This window comes from Rhodococcus sp. 06-462-5 (assembly GCF_002258315.1).
Classification (GTDB): domain Bacteria; phylum Actinomycetota; class Actinomycetes; order Mycobacteriales; family Mycobacteriaceae; genus Rhodococcoides.
Map to the genome: position 1 here is coordinate 1 of NZ_NOYD01000021.1, position 1,591 is coordinate 1,591.

Annotated in this window: 1 protein-coding gene; it reads right to left on the minus strand. The window is 68.1% G+C overall.

Annotated elements, in window-relative coordinates:
* Window positions 1-1,591: AMP-binding protein (locus tag CH251_RS13510; RefSeq protein ID WP_143544971.1), on the minus strand; the 1,591-nt coding region annotated here is incomplete at both ends.

Genomic DNA, 1,591 nt, shown 5'->3' on the forward strand with positions numbered 1-1,591 from the left:
TCGGACGGGTGTTCCGGGTCGATCGGAACGTACGCGGCACCGGTGCGCACGACGGCAAGCAGGGTCACCACGAGATCCACCGAACGCGCGAGCATGACTGCCACGCGGTCGCCTCGCGTCACACCGCGGGCGCTCAACTGCGCGGCCATCGCCTCGACGCGGGTGGCGATCTCGGAGAAACTGAACTCCGCACCGGTGTGATCGACGATCGCCACTGCGTCCGGCGTTCTCGACATCTGCAGGCGGACGAGCGAATCCAGCGTCGCGTCATCCGCGTGCACCTCGACACCGCGCGACCATTCCTCTGCCCTGATTCGGTCGTCGGCGTTCAGTGCATCGAACGTCGCCACCCTCGCATCGGGGTCCTCGGACAGTCTGCCGAGAAAGTCGACGAATGCAGCCGCGGTGTCGGTGACCGATTCGGGAGTTGCCGCAGTGTCGCTCGATGTCAGGTCCACCGCGAACCCGTGCACCCGATCGCGATACACCATCAGGTCCAGTCGGCCGGCCGGTCCACTCGTGACCGTTTCCTGGCGGCCGGCGATCGACCCGAAGCCGTAGTCGTAATCGAAGGCCTTGACGTTCAACTGCGGCAATGCCGCGTAGTCCTCCGGACCGTTCGGCCACAGTCGGGCAAGCGCCTCCCCGGCCGTGTGGTGGCGCGAGCTCGCCCGCATCTCGTCGCGCATGCGGGTCGTCAACTGCACCAGGGTGTTCGACGGGTCCACCCGGAACACCACCGGTGCCGCATCGACGAGCATCGCGGGTGTCCGCAGCGCCGCGGCACCGAACCGGTTCATCCGCGGCAGCTGCAGAGCGAACAGATCGCGCCCGTCCCGCGCCGCGGTGAACAGTCCCCAGCCCAACGCCACCACGTCCGACCACGATGCCCGCGCCGAGCGGGCGAGTGCGTCGATCGCCTCGGCGGTAGGCGGTGCGATCGAAGCTCGGCCGTGGGTGAAGGGCAGCGAGAAGCGCCGCGAGGCGTCGAATGTCACCGCGGGCGCGCCCTCGGCCTCGGCGCACCGCTCGACCCAGAACTCGTTCGAGATCGAATCCTGCGGTGATGCAGCAGTACTGACCAGTTCGGCGTAGTCGCCGAACCATCGATCCGGCACCGCGCTTTCCGTGACGAGCGCCGAGTACACCTCCGCGACGCGTCGAGTGAACAGTCCCAGCGCGTAGGCGTCGACGAAAAGATGGTGGGTTGCGAATTCCCATGCCCACCCGCCGCTGGTTCGGGGGTGCAGGACCGACAGCGACTCGTATCGGTTCTGTCCTACGCCGTCGACGCGGCAACGCTCTGCAGCGACTGCGCGGATGCCCGCGTCCTCGCACGCGGAGGTGACGACCTGGAGGGCACCGATGGGCCTGCCGGCGGCTGCGAGCCGAGGCACTCCGTCCGAGCCGATAGTCGGCCGCACACCGAGGACCTCGGCCTCGGAGCCCGCCACGGCCAACGCGCGATTCAACGCGGCCACGTCCACGTCGTCGTCCAGCCAGACCAACTGTGAGATTCGGAAGGCGTCTGCGTCGGGGCTGACCTGTTCTGCGGCCCACACACCCAGTTGCGCTGCTGTCAGCTCCAGAA